Annotated in this window: 16 protein-coding genes and 1 pseudogene; 15 read left to right on the top strand and 2 right to left on the bottom strand. The window is 47.9% G+C overall.

What is annotated here, in order from left to right; translation table 11 throughout:
• Positions 1–160: 160 nt before the first annotated feature.
• The 5 genes from BCY86_RS10770 (at position 161) to BCY86_RS05150 (ending at position 5,843) form a co-directional block, all read left to right on the top strand.
• Entirely contained in the window at positions 161–493 is a 333-nt protein-coding gene (locus BCY86_RS10770) for an FmdB family zinc ribbon protein (protein WP_075277599.1), read from the top strand.
• Between the two features lie 122 nt (positions 494–615).
• Entirely contained in the window at positions 616–1,668 is a 1,053-nt protein-coding gene (locus BCY86_RS05165; protein WP_075276783.1) for a hypothetical protein, read from the top strand.
• A gap of 7 nt (positions 1,669–1,675) precedes the next feature.
• On the top strand, positions 1,676–3,052 hold the full coding sequence (gene aroA, locus BCY86_RS05160) for a 3-phosphoshikimate 1-carboxyvinyltransferase (protein WP_075276782.1): 1,377 nt from the start codon (positions 1,676–1,678) through the stop codon (positions 3,050–3,052).
• Between the two features lie 27 nt (positions 3,053–3,079).
• On the top strand, positions 3,080–3,802 hold the full coding sequence (gene cmk, locus BCY86_RS05155; protein ID WP_075276781.1) for a (d)CMP kinase: 723 nt from the start codon (positions 3,080–3,082) through the stop codon (positions 3,800–3,802).
• A 196-nt stretch (positions 3,803–3,998) separates the two neighbouring features.
• A complete protein-coding gene (locus BCY86_RS05150) occupies positions 3,999–5,843 on the top strand; it encodes a 30S ribosomal protein S1 (RefSeq protein WP_083604210.1) in 1,845 nt (614 codons plus the stop codon).
• A 39-nt stretch (positions 5,844–5,882) separates the two neighbouring features.
• Here the strand turns inward: BCY86_RS05150 and BCY86_RS05145 are convergent, their stop codons facing one another.
• On the bottom strand, positions 5,883–7,142 hold the full coding sequence (locus BCY86_RS05145) for a glycosyltransferase family 4 protein (RefSeq protein WP_075276780.1): 1,260 nt from the start codon (positions 7,140–7,142) through the stop codon (positions 5,883–5,885).
• Positions 7,143–7,176: 34 nt separating this feature from the next.
• Between BCY86_RS05145 and BCY86_RS05140 the strand changes: the two genes are divergently transcribed.
• The 9 genes and pseudogenes from BCY86_RS05140 (at position 7,177) to BCY86_RS05100 (ending at position 14,851) form a co-directional block, all read left to right on the top strand.
• On the top strand, positions 7,177–8,307 hold the full coding sequence (locus BCY86_RS05140) for a glycosyltransferase (protein WP_216636002.1): 1,131 nt from the start codon (positions 7,177–7,179) through the stop codon (positions 8,305–8,307).
• Entirely contained in the window at positions 8,304–9,287 is a 984-nt protein-coding gene (locus tag BCY86_RS05135; RefSeq protein WP_075276778.1) for a lipid II:glycine glycyltransferase FemX, read from the top strand. The genes BCY86_RS05140 and BCY86_RS05135 overlap by 4 nt, the downstream gene beginning before the upstream one ends.
• On the top strand, positions 9,278–10,264 hold the full coding sequence (locus tag BCY86_RS05130; RefSeq protein ID WP_075276777.1) for a polysaccharide deacetylase family protein: 987 nt from the start codon (positions 9,278–9,280) through the stop codon (positions 10,262–10,264). Before BCY86_RS05135 ends, BCY86_RS05130 begins: the two co-directional genes overlap by 10 nt.
• Positions 10,261–11,574: a lipid II flippase MurJ gene (locus tag BCY86_RS05125; protein ID WP_172824810.1), complete on the top strand. Its 1,314-nt coding sequence runs from the start codon at positions 10,261–10,263 to the stop codon at positions 11,572–11,574. The genes BCY86_RS05130 and BCY86_RS05125 overlap by 4 nt, the downstream gene beginning before the upstream one ends.
• Positions 11,575–11,580: 6 nt before the next feature.
• Positions 11,581–12,831, top strand: a complete 1,251-nt coding sequence (locus BCY86_RS05120) for an AI-2E family transporter (protein WP_075276775.1) — start codon at positions 11,581–11,583, stop codon at positions 12,829–12,831.
• Between the two features lie 10 nt (positions 12,832–12,841).
• A complete protein-coding gene (locus BCY86_RS05115; protein WP_075276774.1) occupies positions 12,842–13,756 on the top strand; it encodes a hypothetical protein in 915 nt (304 codons plus the stop codon).
• 283 nt (positions 13,757–14,039) lie between these two features.
• Positions 14,040–14,240, top strand: a complete 201-nt coding sequence (locus BCY86_RS05110; RefSeq protein WP_156865090.1) for a hypothetical protein — start codon at positions 14,040–14,042, stop codon at positions 14,238–14,240.
• Positions 14,241–14,255: 15 nt separating this feature from the next.
• Positions 14,256–14,666: pseudogene (locus tag BCY86_RS05105) on the top strand (hypothetical protein); the annotation flags it as partial.
• A complete protein-coding gene (locus BCY86_RS05100; protein WP_075276771.1) occupies positions 14,663–14,851 on the top strand; it encodes a hypothetical protein in 189 nt (62 codons plus the stop codon). The pseudogene BCY86_RS05105 and the gene BCY86_RS05100, both read left to right, overlap by 4 nt.
• 48 nt (positions 14,852–14,899) lie before the next feature.
• Here the strand turns inward: BCY86_RS05100 and bioA are convergent, their stop codons facing one another.
• On the bottom strand, positions 14,900–16,213 hold the full coding sequence (gene bioA, locus BCY86_RS05095) for an adenosylmethionine--8-amino-7-oxononanoate transaminase (RefSeq protein WP_075276770.1): 1,314 nt from the start codon (positions 16,211–16,213) through the stop codon (positions 14,900–14,902).
• A gap of 153 nt (positions 16,214–16,366) precedes the next feature.
• Between bioA and BCY86_RS05090 the strand changes: the two genes are divergently transcribed.
• A complete protein-coding gene (locus tag BCY86_RS05090; RefSeq protein ID WP_075276769.1) occupies positions 16,367–16,789 on the top strand; it encodes a hypothetical protein in 423 nt (140 codons plus the stop codon).
• The last annotated feature ends 167 nt before the right edge of the window (positions 16,790–16,956 follow it).

Here is a 16,956-nt window from a genome sequence, read left to right as displayed (position 1 = left end):
AGTTCTTTTTCTTGATGGCGAGAAGAACATCGAACTGCTTTTGCCTGGTTTCCAATAAAAAATCAGCGACCACGGCTGTAGTCAAAGAAAAAAGAGCAAGAAATTGTACAAGCAGCTCTTGACATTTAAAGTGCTGAGTCCTACTTGCTGTAATACTTCTATGCCAACTTATGAGTATACTTGCAGCCAGTGCCAATATGCCTGGGAAGAGATCCAGAAAATCACGGAAGCTCCCTTGCACGCTTGCCCTCGGTGCAATGCCAATTCTGCAAAGCGGCAGGTCAGTGGAGGAAATTTTATTCTTAAGGGTGGAGGGTGGTACGCAGACTTGTACAGCAGCCCTAAACCTGCTTCGACTTCAGAGAAAAAGGGAGAATCTACTGCTAAAGATACCCAACAGCCTTTGAAGAAAGCAGGGGAAGCGTCCTTGCCATCGAATTCATCAACTCCTCCTGCTACATCATCATCCACTTCTGCTTCCGTGAAGGGATAAATTGATTGGTGTTTTTGAAAAGTGAACCTTTGAAAGGCAGTGAAGGAGAACTAGTGCCCCCCCCTTTTGCCACTTCCCCTTTCCAGCACAACCATCTGATTGCTTAGCTAGAGCTTCCTATCATGAACAAAAAGATATTTTATCAAGGGGTTCCTGGCTTCATTTTTCTTTTGATAGGAGCATGTACTACTCGGAAAGATTTAAAAATGGCCCATCCATCTTCTTCTACAGAAACTCTTGAGGCATCGATCGTTCGCGATCCCTTCTCTCTTCTGGTCGATTCCAATGCAATCGCATTGGCTGCCATTCGTCTTCCTCCATCTTTGTTGGCTCGTTTGGACCCTTCTGTCAATCGATTCGTTCCTCTCTTTTCTACTTTTGAGGATGGGGAGCAGAAGAATGGAAAGTTCTCTTTCCTCCAACACACCCAGCAACTTTTTGTAGCTTTTTATTCTTTTCAGCCGCTCGATGTAGCGGTTGTTGTTAAAGGAAACTTTGAATCGTATGATGTGCACGAGATCGCTCGTCGGGGGGGATTCACTGCTGCCCAGATCCTATTTAGAGGCTTAGAGCGAATTCTGTACACCCACTCTCATGGAGTTGGATGGCTTCCCTTTAATTCAACAATGCTTGTGATAGGGACAGAAACGAGAGTTCGTCTTCTATCTCAAGCTTATCCATCGATCCGTGGCACATTCTCTCCGTGGTTGGAAGGGGTGAGAGGACAAATGGGACAGCTTGGGGAACAGCACCTTCTGCGGAGTGCTTTTGATCTTCAAACACCTAATTGGTCTCTTCAACCTGGCAAGGAAGCGTGGCTCTCTTTGTTGCGGCTTCAGCATCTTCAAGCAGCATGGCTGGATATCGGATCGGAGAAAGGATATTGGGAGGTTGCAGGCAGGTTGCTCTATCCGAGTGAAGCGGCCGCCAGTGAGGGTGCGGCTGGAATCCGTCAAATCACAGACTTGGTCGCTTTAATGGCAGGGAGAAAGAACTTCCCTAAATTGGAAATCGTTAAAATAGAGCTCCATCAACAGCAGGTGCTCTTCAAGCTTAAGGTGGAAGAGGCAGTTATTCAGCTTTTACTGCAGTCGTTTCCTATGTTAGCTCATGTCTCTGTCCCTTTCGATTTGCTTTCTTCGAGTACTCAGATGCTTCTTACGCGGACTCCTTGATGAGATCATGGCCATCCTGATTGTGCATCCTGCGGTACGGCCTCTTGCAGGGGTTTTGGTGCCCCCTGTGGACAAAAGCATCGCCCATCGCGCTTTGTTGTTTGCTGCGTTAGGAGAGGGGACAAGCCTTATCCGCAATCTGGCGCTCGATGAAGATCGCCTGAGTCGAGACCTTTTTGCAACGTTGAAGGCGTTGCAGAAGATGGGGGTAACGATCTCTCGATGCACAGGAACTTCTGATGGTTGCATGGTTCGGGGGGTTGGATTGGATGGTTTGCGTTCACCAGATTCTCCTCTTGACTGTCTTAATTCAGGGACTACGATGCGTTTGCTTGCGGGGATTTTAAGTGCCCAATCCTTTTCGTCATGTCTGGTAGGGGATCGATTTCTTTCCCGTCGTCCGATGGCGAGAATAGTGGACCCTTTGGTCCAACGAGGGGCGATGCTCCGAGGGACTCCACTTGACAACAGATCAGGAGAAGTAACCGCTCCGCTTTATATTTCTCCCTTGTTGTCAGGGGAGAGTCTTCGGATGATTCATTATTGCGCCTCCATTCCAAGTGCTCAGGTCAAGAGCGCTCTTTTGCTCTCTGGTCTGTATGCAGCAGGGGATACCGTCCTCCAAGAGCCGATGCAGTCAAGGGATCACACAGAAAGAATGATGCAATTGCTTGGGATTCCTCTTAGAGTTTCAGGAACACTGGTCACACTGGAGCCTACAGGATGGGATCGGAAAATCCCTTCGTTTGAATGGTGCCTCCCCGGCGATCTGTCTTCGATCGCTTTTTTGATAGGTGCTGCTCAATTAGTCTCCGGATCCTGTGTGCAAATACATGATGTGGGGGTTAATCCAACGCGAACAGGTATTCTCGATGTGTTGAAAGAGATGGAAGGTCCTATTGCTCTCGAGCCTCGTGAGTTCCGGAGTGGGGAACCTACCGCTCATCTCGAAGTGCGCAGCGCACCGCTACGCGGCTCTTCCATCAACGGAGAGATGGTCCTTCGCTCCCTTGATGAAATTCCGCTTGTTTGCGTGCTCGCCGCGCGCGCGCAGGGTTTTACTTCGATTCGGAATGCGCAAGAGCTTCGGGTTAAAGAAAGCGATCGCCTTGCGAATATGGCCTATGTCCTTCGCTCTTTTGGAGTTGTTTGTGAAGAGATGAGAGATGGGCTTGAGATCGAGGGGAAAGAGGGGTTTTTACGAGGGGGTGGCATGATAGAAAGTAAGGGAGATCATCGCATTGCGATGGCAGCAGCTGTCCTCGCATTGTTTGGGGATCAACCGAGCTCTATTAAAGGGGCAGAGTGCATTTTGACTAGCTTTCCTGAATTTGTCTCTACCTTCTGTCAAGTTGGAGCGGATATGCGGTTAGAAGAGAATTGAACGGTTTGTCAAAGGAAGGAAGAGAAGATGAATGCACATGTTGCCTTGGCTGCTGTGCCTCAGGAAAAACAAAAGATAGTAGCTATCGATGGACCAGCAGGTGCAGGAAAAAGTACAGTGGCGTGGTGTCTTGCATCTCAACTGGGATTTCTTTTTCTGGACACAGGTGCTCTTTACCGAGCGATTGCCTTTTATGCTTGTGAGGTTGAACTTGCTTGGGACAATGCGGTGGCGGTCAGTGAGCTGGCTCGCAAGATAGTTGCGGAGGATGCATTGCAGCTGGTGCAGGATCAGGACCCGCGCATTAAAGTTCGTGTTTTTCTTTATGATCGAGAGATTACGGATGCGATCCGGACACCCTTAATAGGAAAGGGAGCCAGTTTTATTTCTGTCCACCCGCACGTGCGTGAGTCCCTTTTAGATCTTCAGCGCCAATTAGGTGCAAGAGAGCCTGCTGTGGCTGAAGGGCGCGATATAGGGACGATTGTCTTCTCGCAAGCCGCTTGGAAATTTTTTCTTACCGCGCAACTAGAAGTCCGCGCTGCCCGTCGATTTGCTGAATTGACCCAACAAGGAATCCAAACTACATTCGAATCCGTACTCCAGCAAATGAAAGATAGAGATGAGAAGGATGCCGCGCGCGCTTGTGCTCCTCTCTGTGTCGCTGAAGATGCGGTGGTGATCGACACGTCTGAGCTCACCCAAGAAGAAACATTAGCTTGCTTCATCCACCACATCCAACGCCCATAGCGCTCTAAAATTTTTTGTCTGATTATGTATGGCTTGTGAATGATTCATTTTTTTGGATGGAGAGAATCTCTTCCTGTTTGTAGCGGACTTCAAAATGTGCTTGGATATGTAGATCGATATTGCATTGTTCTTGCATTTGCTGCAACAATGAGTGAAAAAGTACATATTTATATAACCCGAGATTTTAGTAAATAACATGGCCACTGTCCTATCGTCCAACCGTTCTCGATCCGTGCATTTTGACCCTGCGAAGATTCCTTCTCTCTCTTCGAGAGAGAGAGGAACGTTTGCCGAATTGTTTGAAGCGAGTCTTCGTCAAGAGGGATTAGGGAAAGAAGGGGATATTGTCAAAGGTACGGTGATCGCTCTTCGCCACGGTCATGTTGTCATCGATATCGGTGGCAAAAGCGAGGGGATGATCCAGGTTAGCGAATTTACCGATGCGCAAGGGCAGGTAACGGTTAAGCCCGGCGATCAAGTCGATGTTTACATTCAGAATCGTGAAAACGATGATGGTCTCATCACGCTTTCCAAAGAAAAAGCGGATGCGATGAAGGTTTGGGATGAAATTTTAAGCGCTTGTGAGCGCGATCAGCTGATCGATGGAACAATTAACAAACGTGTGAAAGGTGGCTTGTCAGTTATGATTCGAGGCGGAGTCCAAGCCTTTCTTCCAGGGAGTCAGGTCGATCTCCGCCCGATTCGCAACCTCGATAAATTGATCGGTCAAACCTATCAGTTTACCGTGATCAAATTTAATAAAAAGAGGGGTAATATTGTCCTTTCTCGCCGCGCGTTACTTGAGAAAGAGCGAGATGAAGTCAAAGCCAAGACGCTTGGGGCTCTTGAGAAAGATAAGATCGTCAAGGGGGTGATCAAGAATATCACTGAATATGGCGCATTCGTCGATTTGGGAGGTGTGGATGGCTTGCTCCATATCACGGATATGTCTTGGGGCCGTGTGAACCACCCCAATGAGCTTTTTCAACTCGGAGATGAGGTGACGCTTGTCGTTCTCAATTACAATGCAGAGAACGAGCGCGTGAGCCTCGGTCTCAAGCAGGTTCAAGAGAATCCGTGGAATCATGCTGAAGAGGCTTATCCGCCAGGGAAAAAGGTGCAAGGAAAGATCATGTCGATTGCCGACTATGGTGCTTTCGTTGAACTTGAGCCCGGTGTGGAGGGGTTGATTCACGTCAGTGAGATGAGTTGGACCAAGAAAGTCAAGCATCCTTCCAAACTGCTCGAGATCGGGCAGGAAGTGGAGTGCCAAGTGCTCGAGGTTGATGCGAAGAACAAACGCATCTCTCTCGGTATTAAGCAACTTGAACCAGATCCCTGGAATTTATTTATCGAAAAGTATCATCCAGGGGATAAAGTTGTCGGCAAAGTCCGCTCCTTGACTGACTATGGCGTCTTTGTTGGGATTGAAGAAGGGGTCGATGGGATGATCCATCGCACTGACATCTCTTGGACACTCAAGATTAACAACCCTGCTGATTTTTATCAAAAAGGGGAAGATGTAGAAGCGATCATTCTCTCTATCAATCACGATGAGAAGAAAGTTTCACTCGGTGTTCGCCAGCTGTTTGACGATCCATGGCCTGCGTTGCTGAATGAGTTCGCATCGGGGCAGCATGCTTCAGCCAGAGTGATCGCTGTGCTAGACCATGGTTTATTTGTCAAGATCCGGGACGGGATCGAAGCGCATATCCCTTCGAGTGAGTTGATTACGGAAGGAGAGAATAGACTTCAATCGTATCAGAAAGGGGATAAGATTGAAGCGCAGGTGGCTAACATTGATACCCAAGAACGCCGTTTGACTCTCTCTATGCGATGGAATGAGGTAGATGTTCAGTCCTCCTTCTCGGAATCCAATCCAGGAGCAACGACAGCTTCTAACAAAAATGAAAAGGTAGCTCGCGCTAAAAAAGCTTCCGAAGAGAAGCCAGCTGTTGCTGGAAGCATTGGTGAGTTGATCAAGCAGAAGTTGGGGGAGAAGTTCGGTCTTTCGGATGATCCAGAAAAAGAGAAGGTTTAAGCCTTCTCTTTATTCCAGTTAATTCAAATTAATGCGAAGTCATGACATGAGGATCTGGAAGATTTCTTGCTGAATGATCTCTGCGTGTGTCTTTGCATCGAACTGTTCCAACACTTTTTTCCGTCCTGCTTCACCCTGTTCCTTTCTGAGAAGAGGATTGCGTAAGTACATGAGGTAGGCTGCTGCGAGAGATTGTGTAGGAAGGGAAGAACTGTCAAGAAGCGTTCCGTTCTTCCCGTTTTCGATCATCTCAACGATGCCTCCCAAATTGAAAGCGATCACTGGTTTAGCGAGAGCCATCGATTCGAGCACAGAGCGCGGAAAAGGATCGGGATACAGGCTAGGGACGACTGCCACATCGATGTCGCCAATGAAAGGCCTGATATCCGATTGAAAGCCCAGAAAACTCACTTTGTGAGCGATCCCGAGTTCATGAGCGAGCGATTGGCACTCTGCGAGATGATTGATGCGAAAGTCGTCAGGGGTGTCTCCCAGGATCACAAAATGACATCGATTTTGTTCCTCTGGGGACATCTTTTGGAGAGCGAGATGCGCTGCTTCGATCATTGCCTTATATCCTTTGGAGGGGAGGATCCGCCCGTGGCTTCCGAAGATACAGGTTTCAGCGGATAGATGAAGTCCTGATCGCAAGCGCAGAACTGGGGAAGGCCCCATAAATTCATCGGTCTCGATCGCGTTGTGGACCACGCGTACCTTTTCTCTACAAAAATCGAAAAGGTCAGCGGTTGCCCTTGAAACACATACGATCTTTCGTACGATAGAGGTACTTGTAAGTGCTCGATGAAGAGGGGCGAGCGGTTTCGCTATCGACGTGTAGCGAGCATGCCAGAGGACGGGGAGGCGTGCATCGAGAAGGCTAGCCAATGCTCCAGCGAAATTGGCGCTCGTTCCATTGCAGTAGAGAAGGTGACATCTCTTTTCTTCTGCAAGCGCAGCGATTTTTTGGATTGAAAGTGCTCCTCTTACCATGTTTCCAGCGAATCGGTATGCTTTTTGAAACCACAGGGCATCGAAATCGCTGCGTTCGATGGAGCGATTCCAAGGTTCTATTGGATTTTCTACAAACTGCGGGAGAAAAATGAGTTGGTCGGCGACTTGACGGGTACGCAGATGATCGGCGATTACCCCTTCACGCGGGAGGAGCACGAGTCGTTCAATGCGATCGGTATCTAATCGTCCGAGGAGGGTTGCGAGGCTTCGACCGGGCCCGCCATTGCGGGCTGTGTCGTTGAGAAAGAGGACTCTGATTTTCTTCTGGGGGCTTTTGATTGATTGCATCGACGGATCAAGGTAAGTGTGGTAAATGGGGACGATGAGCTTGCGCGTTGTTCATGTGGTAGGAGCGGGGACTGTAGGGGGAGCCGAGAGAATGTTGTTGGACTTGATGACTCATTCGAACTCCAAAGAAATTCAACATACTCTCGTTCTTTTTTCATCTCATCCTGCACTGAATGCTTTTTTTAGGCAAGCAGAGAACAACATCTACGAGGGGAGAATTCTCAAAGAGAGCCCTATCCATTTTCTTCAACGTGCGTGGGGAAAAGAAGATATGGCTTTTCTTGTGGATGTGTGTCGTCGTGAGAAGGCGCAGATTCTCCATCTTCACACGTTCGGCTCTCATGTTCTCGGAGCCCGAGCTGCTCGCCACTTAGGGCTCAAAATGATCCGCACCGATCATTCGATGCGTGTGTATCAAGACCTTTCCTGTTGGGTGTTCTCCCGTTGGGCTCTTGCTTATTGTCATGCGCTTGTCTCTGTAAGCCATGCAGTCCAGCAAAAAACACTCGAGCGGGCCTCTTGGCTTCGCATTCCGATGCATGTGATCCACAATGGGATCAATACCGATCATTTTTTTTCCGTGCCTCTCCCCGATTGGACTGAAGCTAGTGAAGAGTCTTTCTCTTTTGTATTGGTCGCTCGTCTAGAGCCTCGCAAACAGATTGATCGCGCCCTGCGAGCGATTGCGGGTTTACCTCGCGCGCGCTTGCACATTGTAGGGGATGGCCCAGAGAAAGAATCGCTATATCGTCAAGCAACAGCTCTTGGCTTGCAGGAGCGGGTAGTCTTCTGGGGATTTCAGCAGGATGTTCGTCCAGCGATTGCCCAGGCTCATGTAGGATTGTCGTCTTCTTCTGAAGAAGGTCTTGGTTTAAGTTTGCTTGAAGTCATGGCTCTTGGAAGACCTGTTGTCGCTCCGCGGGTAGGGGGAATCCCCGAAATTGTAGAGCATGAAAAAACAGGCTATTTAGCAGATTCTTCTACAGTCGATCATTTGCAACAAATGATGAAGCGTATGATGGCAATCCCTGCTCAAGAGCGCGCTCGTTTGGGTACTGCGGCACGAAAGTTTGTGGTAGAGCATGCTTCTGTAGAGAAAATGTGCGCAGCTTATGCTCAAGTATATGCCTCCTTGCTCTCTCCAACGATGGATGAAAGCAGATGAAAATCATTTTTAAAAAGTCGCTATCTCAGGAGGAGGAGATAGCATACGATAGGTTTGTTGCTACGGCCCGACATGCTCACTATACGCAAAGCCGTACGTGGATCCGTATGGCAACTTGTTATGGATTCACTTCTGTCTATCACTTCATGGTGTATCAAGAGAGAGGGGTCATTGGTGCTGGTCTGGTCTTGCGTAGGTGTATAGGTGGTATTCCGCTACCCATGGCATGGATTCATCGCGGCCCTGTTGTAGAGGACTGGGGACATTTCAAAACAGTGCTTGATGCATTAATTGCTACAACGCAACGTCATGGAGTCATGCATCTTTCGCTCATGCCCTATGGTTTCGGTGAGGATGTTGAGAAAGTGGAAGAAACTCTCCGATCCTTCAGATTTTCCCATCGATTTACTTATGATGGATCATATGTCAGGACGTTGCATGTTCCGATTAGTGCGATCCAATCGGATGATGATATGCTGATGAGAATGAATAAGAAAGCGCGTGTAGTGGTTCAACAGGCGCGGAGAATGGGGATTACAGTGCGTCAGGGGGATCCATCGGATGTTCAACATCTCGATGCTTTCTACTGTTCTATGATGGGATTGCAAGGCAAACAGTCCCGAGCCAAAGCTTGGTTTCAAGCGCTTTATCATGTGATGGCTCTTCGTTCTTCAACAGCTCTCTTTGTTGCGGAAGAGAAAAGAGAGCTGGTTTCTGTGATTGTGGTGGTTCAGCACAACACGACATCTACTTTTATACGAGGGGCGAGTACTCCTCTCTCTAAACCTTATACGAAGATGGCGCTTCCGCTCTTTCACGCGATGTGTTGGGCTCGCGATCGGGGATGTACTACATTTGACTTGGGCGGCGTTCCCCTTGCTGAAGATCCTGATTCCAAGCGGCGACAGATCGCGTTCTTCAAACGCCAATTCAGTAACCGCGAGACTCCTCTTGTGCGTGAGCATGTGCGATGGTTCTAGTCTCTTCTGGTTCCCTCTCGAGTCGCTCTTGTTCGCTTTTTTTATGTATCTCGATCGATTGTGAGTGTGACAAAGGCCTTCGCTGGCAAGTGCAAAAACCCATCTCTTTTCGAGGAATTTGGGAGGGGATTCAGAGTTCCCTTCAACCGTTGTTTGAACACTACCGAGCAAAGCCTACCTATCTACTCTCTCCCGAAGTGATTCAAGATGAGCAAAGTGCAGAGATGTTGATGAGCCTTGGAAAGCGTGCTGAACTCGGCACTCATCTTCACGGTGAGTGGCTAGACCCGAATGCATTCGAGCCTAATGAGACAGACACCCTTCAATGCGAATACACCCCTGAAGAAGAATATCTCAAATTGGAAGGTTTAACTTCTCTCTTTTCCAGTACATTTAGTTATCGACCGACTTCCTTTCGCGCTGGTCGGTTCGGGATCGGTAAGCATAGCCTTGGCTTTTTGGAGCGATTGGGGTACATGGTCGATTCGAGCGTAACCCCTTTTCTCGATTGGTCTTCTATTGGAGGCAGAACATTCAAGAACGCCCCCACTCAACCTTATTATCCCTCTTACCAATCGCCTGATCACGCGCTCCTTGCTCCTCAAGGAGAAGCCTCTATCCTGGAAGTACCCGTAACCATCTTGCCTCACCCGTTGATGCATATCCCTTGGCTCGGTTCGATTTTAGAATCGCGACTGAGAGCGCGTTGGCTCCGTCCTACGTGGAGCAGCATCAGAGGGCTTGCGCACTTGGCACAGGATGTAATCCGTCGCAACCAAACGCTTGTTCCCCTTCGCCCGATCGTATTGAACGCGATGTTTCACAATGTTGAGGTTGTTCCGGGGGCCAGTCCATATGCGCAAAACAAAAGAGAAGCGAAAGCAGTCTTAAGACGGTTGGAAGAACTTATTCGTTTTGCTTCTTACCAACAGATTCCGATGATCGGTTTAACAGATGTTAGGGAACTATGGCGATGACTCGATCTTCGGTTGGACACATTGTGTTACGCCTTCTTCCTCTGCAGCTTCTACTGCGAGGGTGGGAGGCTATCTTACCGCTTCTCTTTGCCATATGGTTTGGGCATAGCGCTCAGATGGACATTTACTATTTTTCATTTTCCTTGTTTACATTCGTCGGCTCTTTTATTTCTTATGCCTATACAGATTCTGTCATTATCCCTATTCTGACAAATCTCCGATGCAGTGAGCCACAGCATCTGCGACAAATGATCGCTTCATTATTTACGTATACGCTCGTCTTGGCAGTAGCGCTGGGGCTTGTGATCGGACTTATTGCTTTCGGCTGGTTTTCGCTGCGCTATACGCTTGACTCTTTTTCATTTGCTGCGCGCATGATTCTGCCTCTTTTTCTCTATCTCCTTTTTCTCAGTCTAAAATCCTTTTTAATAGCTGTTTTGAATGCAGAACATCATTATGTGCTTCCCCCTTTGGCGGGTGGTTTTGGGACTGTGGTCAATTTGGCTTGTCTTTTTCTTCTTAAATCGGGCATTGGAGTCCTTGCGATCCCCATTGCGAGTGCGTTGGGTGAGTTGGTCGCGCTTTTGGTTGTGATGTGGGCCGTTGCTATTTATTGTAATTCCCCTCTTTTTATCTCTTTTGAGCGACCTCAAGCGATGATTCAGTTCAGTAAACTGGCCTTTTTTGAAGTGAGCGGATCGACCATTACCAGAATTAATCCAGTGGTGGATCAATTGATGGCAAATTTAACAATGGTTGTTGGAGGGGGTGCTCTTTTGCGATATGCGGGGGATGTTGCTTTAGTTCCCACTTCACTCCTTCAAGCCACTTTGCTTCCAGTGCTCCTCTCTCATCTTTCAGAACACGTCGCTCATAAAGATTATCATCAAGTGAAGAAGATGACGTACTCTTCGCTTAGCATCGTCTTTGTGGGGCTAGCTGTTCTCAGTGGAGTCATTTATCTTATGAGGATCCCTCTTTTGCGCTTTCTCTTTTTAAGAGGGGTAATGGAAGGGGAGGGGGTTGATCAGATGGCTCAACTGCTCGGTTTTTTTCTTCTTGGGCTTGCTCCCTTTGGAGTCATGCTGGTACTCGCACGTGTACATTCTGCCCTTCAAAATAGCCAGCTTCTTTTTAAAGCTGGATTTCTCAGCGCATTGACAAACTTGCTCTTGGACTTTCTATGTGTTCATCAATGGGGTTTAAAAGGGGTTGCCCTCGCTACCGCAGGTGTCTATTGGGTACTTGCTTGTTTTCTGGGGGTTGCCCTTTTCTTATCATTCCGTCAATTTCCTAAATCCGCACAGTAAATTGCAATGCCCCTTTTTTCGTCTTCTGAATCCTCTCTACGTTCCCCTTCTTGTCGTTGGAAACGCTCTCTTTTTCTGAGCATCAGTGCGTGCTTAGCCATTGGGATTCTGCTTAGCGCGCATGCGGTGATGGGCCCTTTTTTAATGGCGTTGGTGATCGCTTATGTTATGACTCCGCTCGTTGCGCAATTAGAGCGCAAAGGGATCTCCCGTGTAATGGGTGTGCTGATGGTATACGCCTTCTTTTTTGGGGGGGTAGGTCTATTCATACGGGTAGCAGCTTCTCATATTGAAACCGATCTGCATGCGTTGGAAGTCGACATCCCTGCAATAATAACTCAAGCGAAGGAGCGTTGGGGCCTCACCCTTGAGCAATGGGTTCAGGAAGCTCAGAATCGCCATTTTCTCGAGCCTTCTGGATCTAAGTCAGAAGAACAGCCTGTTTTGATTGCACGTCCCAATCCGGATGGTTCAATGGATGTATTTATGGGGAGTGGATTTCATATCTTGGCTACTAAGAAAGGCTATGAAATTTTTGCTGAAGGTTCGCGTGCGCTTAATTTTACTTATCTCACCCATTTAGCTCTTGAGCAATCGATCTCTTACCTTCAACAAAATGCCTTTGAGCTTGCTCAGCTAGGCCGTCTCGTTGTGGTCAATATCAGTGGCGCTATCCTTCGGTTCTTCATTACACTGATGCTTGCCGTTTATCTGGTCCTGACGCGAGAACACATCTTTTCCTTTTTTGCTTCTCTTTTGCGCCCTTCGAGTCGCCCTCATTTCATGAGATTTCTTGATCAAGTGGATCGGGGATTGGGTGGAGTCGTGCGAGGGCAGCTGTTGATCTGCTTGGTAAACGGTGTCTTGACTGCCATTGGGTTTGCATTTATCAAATTAAAGTATTGGCTATTTCTAGCCATTATGGCAATGGTAGGGTCCTTGATCCCTATTTTCGGAGCGATCCTATGTTCCATTCCCGCAGTGGTGGTCGGCCTTACCCAGTCGCTCACGATTGGATGCTTCGTGCTTCTCTGGATTTTTGCTATTCATCAATTCGAGGCAAATTTCCTGAATCCCAAGATTATGGGGGATGCTGCTCAGATTCATCCTGTTTTGATTGTTTTCTCTCTACTGGTTGGTGAGCATTTCTTCGGTGTGATAGGGGTTCTGCTTGCCGTTCCTACCATGTCTATCCTGTTGAGTACGTTTTCTTATTTTCATGAGCTTATTGAGTCTGAGGAAGCCTCCACAAGGTGAAAACATAAATATGGGTCCGACAAGTAAACAGAAAGAAGAATTGGCTGCATTAAGACATCAACTCCAAACGCAGGCCAAAACTTCAGGTGCAAGTTTGGCTCTTTTAGGGGTTCGTTCTCTGTTGGCACGCGGAGGAGTTGTCCTCGCTGTTCTGTGGATGATCGCCTTATGTATTTTCTCTTTTTGGCATTCCACAATCCCTCTCTGGGTAGCAGGAGTCTTTACTCTGTTGGGAGGAGGAGGGATTCTGTGGGTCGTGCGATATATAGCTCGTGCGCAGGTGCTAAGCTCCCTTCTCCAAAAGGCGGACACAGAGGAGGGGAGAAGACAGGCGCTTGAGGAGATACGAAGCTCACATAAGAAGGACATACAATCGCTTTTAGCAAAAGCTCATCTCGAAATGCAGCAGGATCCCTATGCAGCGCTGTCGACTCTTGAGTCGATTGATCTCAATAAACAAATGAGGCCGATTGCGGATCAGGTCCGCTCTATGCGAGCGATGATCCACTTGATGGTCGGGGAGACGCGGCAAGCGCGCGCGCTTGTAGATGAAATAGAATTAGGTAAACAGCAGGACCCTAAAATACGTGCAATGTTTGCTACGGTGGTAGGGGAAGCATGGAGTCGGACGGGAGAAGCTTCTAAAGCGGTTGCCATACTGGAGCTTTTTAACCCAGAAGACCCTCTGTTTGCTGATATGAAGATTCAGATGTGGAGAGCTCGGGCATTTGCTTATGCGGGGATGCAGGATAGAAAAGGGGTTGAGCGTACCTTGAATAAATTGGCCAAAATTAGCCCCCAGTTGGTGGGCATGTTTTTGGGTCAAAAACGAATTCATCCTCTTCTTGAAAGTGAAGCCAAACGCATTTTCTTGAGTGGCGGATCGGCTCCTAAAAAAGTGATCCGGGGGGGTGGTTATCGTTGAATAAGGTAGGAATTGGCTGGCAGTCCCTTTTTTTGCTACCGGACTAACCTAATCTCAATTCAATAGATCCCTGCTTAATCTATTCCTTTCTTATTCACATGACATCTATGCCTCTTCTCCAGATCTCCTTCCAAGTAAAAGCGTTTGCTTGAAATGCCTTCTCACATTCAGTCTGTAATATACGCAAAGGCAATTTATCGGTGGATTGGTCACGCATATGAATTCTGCTGGGGGAAGAACGCCCGACCCAAAAGGCGGGTGTAAAACAGGGGAGGAGGTCCGGATGGCGCTCGGGAAACATGCATATTCTGTCGTTCCTCTCTTTGTGGACGAAGCGTTGAGCTGTGTGGAACGCTTACTTCGCAGAATCTCTCTCGATCAAGGGATGGAGGAGCAGCAGAGCGATTCAGGGGTTTCTCGAAGTGTTTTGGCTTCTGCGCTTTCGATGGATAGAATGAAATCGAGAAAATTGTTCTGTTTCTAAAATGTCCCGACATTCCCTTATTATATCTTGACAGAGAAGGAACTCGGAGAACTGGAAAAGCACCATGCAAGCTTTGGTTTCCCTGTGACGATCAGGCTGCGCAACGGGAAAGGATCTGTGGAAGCAGTACGTGTAGATTGCCGTTCTCATCTTGTGCAAGCGGTGGTTCGCGCTTTTGAAGAGGCTGACCATGTCCTGATCGAGCGATGGATAGATGCTCATGAAATTCGGGTGGCCCTTGTGAAAGGTCGAGCAGTAGGGGCAATGAAACTGAATCCGGAGGCAAAGGGAGTTGTTCATGTTGGTTCGCGCTTCCTATGGCGTGGTGGCAAGGAGTGTACAAAGTTGCGGAGCGAGCAGTCCATGCGCTTGGTTGTACAGGGGCCTATCAGGTCAGTCTCTTGGTTCCCCCTGAAGAGAGAATGAGTTTGTACCTGCAAGTCGATTTTGCCTCCTCTTTAAATCAAGACTCTTGGCGCCGTCGGATGGCGGAGAGGCAAGGGAGGGAATATCCTTCTCTTTGTGAGAAGATTCTAAAGGAGACGCGCGATTGTGCGGGGAGGCAGGGCTTGCAGGAGCGGCCGGTCTTTCTTTTTGTCTACAGGGGGTGATCAAAAAGGGATAACATACACTGCGGTATGCTAATCCGATCTTCCTTTTTAAAGGGAAGCGATGGTGCTTGCGATGCTGTCCTCAAAAATGGTTAGTAAGGTAGTCAGCTCGGAAGTGGAAATAATGAGAGGAGGGCAGATGAAGACAGTGCTTCCAAGCGGTCTTAAATAAACTCCGCGCTGCAGTGCTTCTCGATGTACAGATTTTCCCAGAGGGCTTAAGTACCCTTTTTCTTCTTGTTCGAGGGTGGATTCTAGATCGGCTGCGCCGATCATTCCGATGGACCGTGTCTGTTTAACCCCTTTTTGGGATTGAAGGCGCTGCATACTTGTTGCAATCAATGTTTCTTTTTGTTTGATTTGTTCTAGAATCTTCTCGTCTCGAAAGATGGCTAGTACTTCTCGTGCTAGTGCAGCTCCGAGCGGGTGTCCGCAGAAGGTGTGACCATAATACAAAGTTTCACCGTTCTCTTGAGAGAAGGCACGGAAGACCCTGTGGTTGGCGAGGGTAGCCCCCATCGGAAGCAGCCCTGCAAGAGGTTTTCCAATGCACATGATATCTGGACAGATAGAGGCGTGCTCGCAAGCCCACATAGGACCTGTTCGTCCGTATCCCGTGAATACTTCGTCAGCAATCAAGAGAACATTAAAGCGATCGCATAGCGTGCGGAGGGCTTGAAGATAAGAAGGGGAATAGATACGCATGCCTGCCGCCCCTTGGACAATTGGTTCCACGACGACAGCGGCAAGGGTAGAAGCTTCTCGCTGAATCAGCTGTTCAAGCACATCGAACGCTTGTGCATAGTTATGTTCATCAGGGGGGGGGGTGTATAAGCATTCGAAGAGCACGTTGGCGAAAGGTTTCCGGAATAGCTCACACCCTCCTAAGCTAGTAGCTCCTAAGGTTTCTCCATGAAAAGCACTGCTGAGGGAGACAAATCTGGTTTTCTGAGGGGCCCCTTCATACCGCCACATTTGAATGGCCATTTTCACTGCTGCCTCAATGGCAGTGGATCCATTATCGGTGTAAAAAACACGCGTCAGCCCTTGAGGGGCAACATGAATTAAATCCGCTGCGAGGGCTGCGGCAGGTTCGTGGGTTACTCCTCCTAGGGGGCAGTGTGCGAGCTTACTCGACTGCGTTTCCAGTACCTTAAGAAGACGGGGATGACTGTGACCGAGCGCGGCCATCCACCATGAACTTGTTCCGTCTATGTAACGCTGCCCGTTGACATCTTCTAACCAGATACCATGAGCTCGCTTGATCACGAGCGGATCTCCTTCTTCGAGATAGTGGTACATACAGGTGTAGGGATGCCATATGTATTGCTTATCGAGACGGACAATATCCTCACGCTTCATAACAGCTCCTTTTGGTGATTGTATGACGGGGTATAGCCTTTTTTTAGTGGTAGAATCCTTGTTGGATAGATATTGCTAGAGCCTTGAAACATATATGAACACAAGGAGAGAGTCGATATAAGAAGAGCTGAAAATGTTGCATACGAACGGTTCGTGTCTGTTAACAAAATTTTAGAGGAAGGGGGGACTGTGTGTTTCAAGTGGAGTTCATTGCCTGCTTGCTTGTCCATTTTCTTTCTTGTCCTAACGAATTTACTGGTTTGCTTAGAAGTTGATACGGATCAGCATGAAGCCAATGGATTGGACATGGGGAATGAACGAACAACGGAAGATACTAAAGTTCATCAAGAGGGGATACGTCCGGATCTATCACCCATTCTTTCCTTTCCTAAGCAGGAAGAGAACTCATTTCTGAGTGAGATCAGTGAGATCGCTAACACAGTAGATGTGGATAGTTTTGAATCTAGCCTTGATACAAGAAATGAGCTGAAGAGAAAATTTAGTATCGAGCGTATGCATATCGTACACTCTCTCGTTGTTGAGTTAAAAAACCACTCTAATTATATTTTTAAATAGAGACCTACTGGTTCGAAAAATATAAAAAAAATATTTTTACAAAAGAAACTATCGATTATGAAGCGCTTGATCGAATTATTTTTCAGCTTTGTAGGAAATATCAATTTTCTAAATTTTCAGTCTTTATTCAGAAAGAGGTGGAATCTTTGGAGAACATCTAGGCGACG

Origin of the sequence: Pajaroellobacter abortibovis (assembly GCF_001931505.1) — a bacterium.
Taxonomy (GTDB): Bacteria; Myxococcota_A; Polyangia; order Polyangiales; family Polyangiaceae; genus Pajaroellobacter; species Pajaroellobacter abortibovis.
The sequence above is the reverse complement of the archived record's forward strand: the minus strand, read 5'-3'. Positions and strand labels throughout refer to the sequence as shown.